The following is an 8,193-nucleotide window of genomic DNA, read 5'->3' as shown; positions in this document are numbered from 1 at the left end:
ACAAACAAGTGATAATCCTGTTTGTTGTAACTTCCATGGAAAGTTTTTCATTAAAGTAAAACGGTCATGGATATTCAGCAATTTGAAGATAAAGGACTGGCGCAGTATGCTTATGCCATTTACAGTGAAAAGGCGCATGAGATCATCGTGATAGACCCTGCCAGGGACATCAGGCCATACCTGGAGTACGCGAAGGCCGTGAATGCAAAGATCACCGGGGTAATTGAAACCCATCCCCATGCAGATTTTGTAAGCGGTCACCTGGAACTGCACCGTGTTACAGGCGCTACGCTTTATTGTTCGAAACGTACCGGCGCCGCTTACCCGCATGTAACTTTTGATGAGGGAATGCGGATGATGCTGGGCGATATTGTGCTCAAGGCATTGAATACACCGGGCCATTCACCCGACAGTATCAGCGTGGTGCTGATATACGGAGGTGAGCCACGGGCAGTGTTTACAGGCGATACGTTATTTGTGGGCGATTGTGGCCGGCCGGATTTAAGGGAACATACCGGCAATGTGACGGCAGACCGTAACGTGCTGGCAAAACAAATGTATCATTCACTGCGTGAAAAGCTGATGGTGCTGGAAGATGATGTGCTGGTATACCCCGGACATGGTGCAGGAACGTTATGCGGCAAATCACTCGGCGATGCCGATAGCAGTACTATTGGCGTAGAGAAGGTTAGCAACTGGAGCCTGCAACCACTCAGTGAACCGGAGTTTGTAACGGCCTTGCTGGCGCAGCAACCTTTCGTTCCGAAATACTTTCCCTACGATGTAGGTATAAACCGTGAAGGAGCGCCTGACCTGCAACCATCGCTGGATAAGGTGAAGATAACAGCCGCAATAGCTGAAGAAAATATTACTGTTATAGACACCCGGCCACAATCCCTTTTTAAACAAGGCCATTTAATCCATGCTATTAACCTGCAGAACGGCGGCAAATTTGAAACCTGGCTGGGAAGCATCGTTGCACCGGGAGAATCTTACTGCCTGCTGGCGGAAAATGAAACCGAACTATGGGAAGTGATCCGTAAAACGGCTAAAATCGGTTACGAGCCATATATTAAAGCGGCTGCTGTTTACACCAACAACGGCAGGGAAACCATGGCGCCATTACCACTGGAGGATTTCAGGGTACACCCGGAGCGTTACACAATTGTAGACGTGAGAATGACATCCGAAGCAAGTGATGAAAAAATATTTAATGATGCGATCGCTATTCCGCTTGATCAGCTACGGGAACGCATCTCCGAAATTCCATCTGATAAGCCCGTGGTGGTACACTGCGCCGGCGGCTACAGGAGCGCAGCGGGCAGTAGCATTGTGGCTGGTGCGTTGAAAAATAAAGTGCAGGTATATGACCTGGGCGAGGCAGTGAAACAATTCGTACAATAATGTCGTAAAAGCCCCTTAATTTGCCTTGTTTACCCCCCGAAGTTACGGGCTGATGATAGTACATTTACATAACGGGTATTTCAATGGAGCAGGCCGCCGGGCATTGTTTCATCTTAATTATTCTTCACCGGAAAAACCAGTTATTATGTTTGGAAAAACAAAAGCATTCAGCAGTTTCTCAGTAAATGACCTGCAGCAGGCAAAACAATTTTACCAGCAAACATTGGGATTAGAAGTAGAAACAGGCGCCAAAGAACCTGTGCTTACCTTAAAAATTGCCGGTGAGCCATCCGTGATGATCTACGAAAAGCCCAATCATACACCGGCTACATTTACCGTGCTGAACTTCCCGGTAAGCAATGTGGAAGAAGCGGTAGACAAGCTTACTGCAAAAGGCGTACAGTTCCAGCACTATGAAGGCGAGCTTAAAACAGACGGGAAAGGTATTTTCCGCGGAGGCGGTCCTGTAATTGCCTGGTTTGCCGACCCCGCAGGGAACATCCTTTCCGTGATAGAACAACCGTAATATGTTGTTAACGGAATAGCCATTTGTTTTCCCTACTTTTGCCGCTCAAATAAGGAAGATTTATGGCTACAAAGATTACAGTAAACAACAATGGTTCACTGAGAATAGAAGGTGAATTTGAGATCGTGGATAAGAACGGGAACAAGTACGACCTGGGCGGCCGGGAAGCAGTAGGGATCTGCCGTTGCGGACTTTCTGCCAATAAACCGTTTTGCGATGGCTCTCACAAAGGTCATTTTGAACATGATGCAATAGCATTTGCGCTTCCACCGAAGAAGTAGTAAAATCAGCACAATTTTTAAAGGCTTCATGCAAACACCTGCATGAAGCCTTTTTATATCTGATATGGTCGAAATAATCAAAATTGCATCTGTTTTTGGAAAATAATTCGCTGCATTTTTGTGCAACAATCAGTAACAACATATGGAAGTAAGATTTTTTCAGGTAGATGCTTTTACCAGACAACCATTTAAGGGAAACCAGGCAGGCGTATGCCTCCTGGAGCAAATGCCCGGCGACGAAGTACTGAAATCCATTGCGGCGGAAAACAACCTGGCGGAAACGGCGTTCCTGCTGCCGGCGGGAAATGGGTACCACCTGCGCTGGTTTTCACCAAAAGTAGAAATGAAGCTTTGCGGGCATGCTACATTAGCCAGCGCGCATGTATTATGGGAAACCGGGCTCGTAGCGCCGGATGATACCATTTCCTTTACCACGCTGAGCGGCGTGCTAACAGCCAGCCGCCAAAACGGGTGGATCACGCTCAACTTCCCGGCCCGGGACTGTACCCGGGCAGCGCTGCCGGACGACCTGCGAAAGCTGTTTACCGACGCCATTGATGTGGCATACAGCGTAGACCGCTATATTATAGAGTTGCCAACCGGCGCCGCCGTGGCTGATTTTGTGCCGGACAGGAACCTCCTGGCGCCTTACCTGCTGGTGCTTACAGGGAAAGATGACAAAGGCGGACCATACGATTTTATTTCCCGCTATTTTGCCACACCGGTGGGCGTTGACGAAGACCCGGTAACAGGTTCAGCACATTGCAGTTTAGCTACCTACTGGGCTGCCAGGTTGCATAAGAATCAATTCTTTGCTTACCAGGCATCAAAACGGGGAGGGGAATTGAAAGTTATTCTGGAAAATGACCGCGTATTATTGAAAGGAGAAGCCGTGACGGTGATAGATGGCGTGTTCCGTTTTTAACGGAACAAAGATACGCCCCAGTAGCCCAGGGCCAGCCACAGCAAACCCTTTACAAGGAAGAAAAGAAAGCCCCAGAAGCCGAGCTTTTTTATCCATTTGAGGATCTTTGCTTTCCTGTTGTTATCTGGCGACATAGCTGCACAAAATTAAATTTTTTTATGGAGATAAATATATCTTAACCGCACTAAGGTTTGGTTATTGTTGCAGCATATCCTTACATGATTAGATAAATGATTTAATACGTACTTTTGCGCTCTTTTAGCAACTATTTTGAGAGATGCGTGTAGCAGTACCAAATAACAAATTACTGATATCCCTGTTCCTGAGCCTCTGTGGAAGCGCCGCAGCGCAGCAACGGGAAGACTCGGTGCTTACCACCACCCACCACCTGGATGAAGTGATTGTGCAGGAAAACAGGCTGGCAGCGCCCGTAAAGGCGGTGAACCGCAACATTACCATTATTACCCGCCGGCAGATTGAAGCCATGCCGGTATCGTCTGTAACGGAAGTACTGGCCTATGTACCCGGACTGGATGTGCGGCAACGCGGGCCGGGCGGTATCCAGGCGGATATTGGCATCGACGGAGGCACTTTTGACCAGACCCTCGTGCTGCTGAACGGCGTAAAGATCACCGATCCGCAAACTGGCCATAATATCATGAACCTGCCCATTTCACTGGCTGATGTGGACCACATAGAGGTGCTGAGAGGCGCTGCCGCCCGTATTTACGGGATCAATGCACTGAACGGCGCTATTAATATCGTAACCCGTAAAGCCACCCAAAGCGGGGTGACCATCAGCGGCAGCGGGGGCAGCAGTTTCAAAAAGAACGAAAACAATAATTTATACGGTGCATATAGTATTGGCGCCACCGGCGCATTAGTAAAGAACGGGGTGAGCCAGTCGCTTTCCGCCAGCCGCAACCAGGGCAATGGTTATCGCTATAACACGGCATACGACAACTACCGCGCATTTTACCAGGCCGCCTTTAACCGCGACACCCTGCACCAATACAACGTAATGGCCGGCTTTGTAAATAACGGTTATGGCGCCAACGGTTTTTACGCCGCTCCCGGCGATCTGAACTCAGAAGAAACGGTGAAAACCCTCTTTGCGGCCGTGAGCAATACCTCCCGCATGAACCCCAACTGGGTGATGACACCGCGGATAAGCTACCGCTATACCAAAGATGCTTACATCTACATAAAACCAGATAAATTCCGGAATCTTCATAATACCCATGTATTCGACGCAGAGCTGAATAACACCTTTACCACTGCCATCGGTACCTTTGGCGCCGGCCTGGAAGGACGTTACGAGCATATTAAAAGCTCCAACCTCGGTAACCACGACCGCACCAACCTGGGCGTGTTCGGGGAGTATAAGTCGCCGGCCGACCGCCGGTTTAGTTTTACCGCAGGAGGTTATCTCAATTATAACAAGGTTTACGGCTGGCAATTCTTCCCCGGTGCGGATATAGGTTTTAATATTACACCCGATATAAAACTCTTTGCCAATGCAGGTACTGCCCAGCGTTTACCTACTTATACAGATCTTTATTATAAAGGCGGTGGTATTATCGGCAACGAAAACCTGGGGCCGGAGAAAGCATCTTTTGCAGAAGCGGGCATACGGAAGTTCAGCGGTAAATTTTCCTTTTCCGGTTCTGTGTTCTATCGCCAGGTCAGCAATTTTATTGACTTCGTGAAAGATACCGCCGGTGGGGTAGATCCCACAAAAGTTCCCTGGCAACCGCAGAATTTCCAGCGGGCAGATATGACCGGTTTTTCACTGAACAGCGGCTACAATACTATTTTCAGCAATGGTTCGCTGTTTAACAGTTTTGGTGTGAATGCCGGCTACAACTACCTTTCCCCTTCGTTTAAAGGCGATGCGATCACCACAAAGATTTCAAGGTATGTGATTGAAAGCCTGCGGCACCAGTTCACTGCCAATGTACGTACAGATGTTGCCCGTCACTTCAGCGTTTCCGCGGCAGCGCGTTATTGCATGCGTGTTAATTACAAAGACTATACCCTGTTAGACGCGCGTATTGCGTATAGGCAACCCCGTTACCAGGTATATGCAGATGTAAATAACCTGCTGGATGTAACCTATGTGGAAGCCGGCGCTGTGCCTATGCCCGGCCGCTGGGTCACGATAGGTGGCAAAGTGAGCTTCTAGTCAGCAAAAAAGTAAAAGCAGCGGACAAATCTGTTCGCTGCTTTTTTTATTACAAACCACCAACTGTAACCGTTATAAACCACCGGTAGAAAGGATGCCTGCACTCCGAAGGCGCTCTCCTCCGCACCCTTCGCTCTCTCCGCAAAAAGCGCTAGCTTTGCGTTTTAAACAACGCGACTTGAGTAATTCTGTTTTTTTAATAACGCCACCGTTTACCCAGCTGAACACGCCATACCCGGCCACGGCTTACCTGAAAGGATTTCTGAATACAAAGAACATTACTTCCTTCCAGTCCGACCTGGGTATTGAGGTAACGCTCCGTCTATTTTCAAAACAGGGATTGGAACAGTTGTTTGCACATATTGCCGCAGCCCCGCCGGTGGCGGCTTCGGAGAATATAGCGCGGATGCTGGTGTTGCAGGACGACTATATACAGACCATAGACGCGGTTATTTTATTTCTGCAGGGCAAAAATCCTACGCTGGCCCACCTGATCTGCAAACGGGATTACCTGCCGGAAGCATCGCGGTTTGCACAGCTGGACGATCTGAACTGGGCCTTTGGGGCCATGGGTACGCAGGATAAGGCAAAACACCTGGCTACCATGTACCTGGAAGACTTATCGGACCTCATTATGGAGTGTGTGGATCCCCATTTTGGCTTCAGCCGGTACGCGGAGCGCCTGAGCCGTTCTGCCAACAGCTTTGATGAACTCTATGCCGCATTACAGGCAGATCATACTTATATAGATGCTATCCTTACCGGATTGCTGGCATTGCATATGCAACAGGTGCAACCGGCCATGGTAGCCATTTCTGTTCCTTTTCCCGGCAACCTGTATGCGGCATTGCGCTGCGGACAGTGGATCAAACAACATTATCCCGCTGTGAAAGTGGCAATGGGCGGCGGATTTCCCAACACCGAACTGCGTTCACTGGCCGATGCCCGGGTGTTTGAGTTCGTGGATTTTATTACGCTGGATGATGGTGAAGCGCCATTGGAAAACCTCCTGCTTTTCCTGGAAGGAAAAAAAAACGCAGAAGAACTGAAACGTACTTTCCTGCTGGCGGAAGAAAAAGTAACGTATGTGAACAGCTCCGCTACACATGATTATAAACAGGCCCAGCTGGGTACGCCGGATTACAGCGACCTGCTGCTGGATAAATACATTTCCGCCATCGAAGTGGTAAACCCAATGCACAGCCTGTGGAGCGACGGACGCTGGAACAAGCTCACCATGGCGCATGGCTGCTATTGGGGTAAATGTACTTTCTGTGATATTTCCCTTGATTATATAAAGATATATGAACCCATTACAGCCTCGTTGCTGTGCGACCGGATGGAAACCATCATTGCGCAAACAGGGCAAAACGGCTTCCACTTTGTGGATGAAGCCGCGCCTCCGGCGCTGATGCGGGCGCTGGCGCTGGAAATCATCCGGCGTAAGCTCACCGTTACCTGGTGGACGAACATCCGTTTTGAGAAAAGCTTTACCCGGGATCTGTGCCTGTTGCTCAAGGCATCGGGCTGTATTGCGGTTTCCGGCGGACTGGAAGTAGCGTCCGACCGGTTGCTGGGGCTTATCCAGAAAGGTATTACCGTGGCCCAGGTAGCAAGGGTGAACCGGCATTTCACCGGGGCCGGTATTATGGTGCATGCCTACCTGATGTATGGGTTTCCCACACAAACCGCACAGGAAACCATTGATGCGCTGGAAATGGTACGCCAGATGTTCCAGGCGGGGATACTGCAATCGGCCTTCTGGCACCAGTTTACCATGACCGCCCACAGCCCGGTAGGACTGGACCCCGCGAAGTTCAACGTACAGAAAGAAACAACAGGAACAGGCGCCTTTGCCAATAACGATATTATGCATATAGACCCCACAGGCACAGATCACGAGGCTTTCAGCTATGGATTGAAGAAGTCGCTGCTGAACTTTATGCATGGCGCCTGCCTGGACTTCCCGTTGTCAAAATGGTTCGACTTCAAAGTACCGAAAACCACGGTGCATCCGGATTTTATCACTACCGCACTGATGGAGGAAGAAGCCGGAACCGTGAAGCCAACATCTAAAGTAATATACCTGGGCAAACAGCCGGCTATGGAAATTATTACGAAGTCGAAGAAGGGGAGTACCTGGGAAATGTCTTCCTTCACCTTCCAGGGCAAAAAAGAGAGAGTAAATATCAGTGTGCAGCCATCGCAGGGGGAATGGCTTTCACAGATGCTGCAGCAGCTGTCGGTAACTAACGCCAAAACCTATACGCTGCAGGAGGTGAAAGACAGTTATGAGGCCGCCGGGTTGGAGGACTTTGAATTGTTCTGGGACAACAAACCGGTAAATACCCTTCACAAGCTGGGTCTGTTAAAGCTTTAATAAAAAGGATAATGCAGGTGGATAGCAGTAAAATGCTTTACCGGGGATTTTCCCGGTACCAGTCATGAGTAAAAAGTCAAATATTTGTTTCCACTAAACTGACCTAACATGAGTGATCAAATGTCCCTTGCAGGCTATGGTTGTAACGACCAGGGCTACCTTAAACCATCAACTGAGCAGCTGGATTATCGCATGCCTTTCACAGACGAACTGGCTGTAACCTATGGAATGCCAATTACTGTTGCGGCGTATTTTGGTATGCTGAACAATTTTTACAAGTTTTTAATTGCCAACCCCGGGTTGATTCCTTTATTCCAGGGTTCCTATTTTGTAGATTTCAGTAAAGCGTCTCTTTTACGTATCTTAAGCCAGGAAGGCTGCGAGTATATCCGGTTTCATTTTGCTATTCCGGAGCCTAATGAGAAACTCAGCCTGGTGGCCGAGGGACTGACCTCCGATCAGGGTCAGGTGGGGTATGCACAGTTGCTGCAG

General features: G+C 49.1%; 8 protein-coding genes. 7 read left to right on the top strand and 1 reads right to left on the bottom strand.

What is annotated here, in order from left to right; all coding sequences use genetic code 11:
* Positions 1-66 precede the first annotated feature (66 nt).
* The 4 genes from VN105_RS06680 (at position 67) to VN105_RS06665 (ending at position 3,136) form a co-directional block, all read left to right on the top strand.
* Entirely contained in the window at positions 67-1,404 is a 1,338-nt protein-coding gene (locus VN105_RS06680) for an MBL fold metallo-hydrolase (protein ID WP_325639155.1), read from the top strand.
* A gap of 145 nt (positions 1,405-1,549) precedes the next feature.
* Positions 1,550-1,930 carry a VOC family protein gene (locus VN105_RS06675; protein ID WP_325639153.1) on the top strand — a complete coding sequence of 127 codons (381 nt, stop codon included), beginning with the start codon at positions 1,550-1,552 and terminating at the stop codon, positions 1,928-1,930.
* 62 nt (positions 1,931-1,992) lie between these two features.
* Positions 1,993-2,211 (top strand): CDGSH iron-sulfur domain-containing protein, encoded by a 219-nt coding sequence (locus VN105_RS06670; protein ID WP_325639151.1) that lies wholly within the window; start codon positions 1,993-1,995, stop codon positions 2,209-2,211.
* A gap of 142 nt (positions 2,212-2,353) precedes the next feature.
* Positions 2,354-3,136, top strand: a complete 783-nt coding sequence (locus VN105_RS06665) for a PhzF family phenazine biosynthesis isomerase (protein ID WP_325639149.1) — start codon at positions 2,354-2,356, stop codon at positions 3,134-3,136.
* On the opposite strand, the gene VN105_RS06660 is transcribed toward VN105_RS06665, so the two are convergent.
* On the bottom strand, positions 3,133-3,270 hold the full coding sequence (locus VN105_RS06660) for an alanyl-tRNA synthetase (protein ID WP_325639147.1): 138 nt from the start codon (positions 3,268-3,270) through the stop codon (positions 3,133-3,135). The genes VN105_RS06665 and VN105_RS06660 overlap by 4 nt on opposite strands.
* A 143-nt stretch (positions 3,271-3,413) precedes the next feature.
* Here VN105_RS06660 and VN105_RS06655 point away from each other — a divergent pair, with 143 nt between their 5' ends.
* From VN105_RS06655 to VN105_RS06645, 3 genes are all read left to right on the top strand, one after another.
* Positions 3,414-5,321, top strand: a complete 1,908-nt coding sequence (locus VN105_RS06655) for a TonB-dependent receptor plug domain-containing protein (protein ID WP_325639145.1) — start codon at positions 3,414-3,416, stop codon at positions 5,319-5,321.
* A 178-nt stretch (positions 5,322-5,499) separates the two neighbouring features.
* The gene (locus VN105_RS06650) at positions 5,500-7,701 is read left to right on the top strand and encodes a B12-binding domain-containing radical SAM protein (RefSeq protein WP_325639143.1); all 2,202 of its coding nucleotides are present in this window, start codon (positions 5,500-5,502) and stop codon (positions 7,699-7,701) included.
* Positions 7,702-7,809: 108 nt separating this feature from the next.
* Positions 7,810-8,193: hypothetical protein (locus tag VN105_RS06645; protein WP_325639141.1), on the top strand; the 384-nt coding region annotated here is incomplete at its 3' end.

The sequence above is a fragment of the Chitinophaga sp. genome (assembly GCF_035564935.1).
Classification (GTDB): domain Bacteria; phylum Bacteroidota; class Bacteroidia; order Chitinophagales; family Chitinophagaceae; genus Chitinophaga.
The sequence above is the reverse complement of the archived record's forward strand: the minus strand, read 5'-3'. Positions and strand labels throughout refer to the sequence as shown.

Coding starts and splice junctions, on each gene's coding strand:
- VN105_RS06670 (WP_325639151.1), top strand. CDS start 1,993: ATGGCTACAAAGATTACAGTAAACAACAATGGTTCACTGAGAATAGAA.
- VN105_RS06675 (WP_325639153.1), top strand. CDS start 1,550: ATGTTTGGAAAAACAAAAGCATTCAGCAGTTTCTCAGTAAATGACCTG.
- VN105_RS06680 (WP_325639155.1), top strand. CDS start 67: ATGGATATTCAGCAATTTGAAGATAAAGGACTGGCGCAGTATGCTTAT.
- VN105_RS06665 (WP_325639149.1), top strand. CDS start 2,354: ATGGAAGTAAGATTTTTTCAGGTAGATGCTTTTACCAGACAACCATTT.
- VN105_RS06655 (WP_325639145.1), top strand. CDS start 3,414: ATGCGTGTAGCAGTACCAAATAACAAATTACTGATATCCCTGTTCCTG.
- VN105_RS06660 (WP_325639147.1), bottom strand. CDS start 3,270: ATGTCGCCAGATAACAACAGGAAAGCAAAGATCCTCAAATGGATAAAA.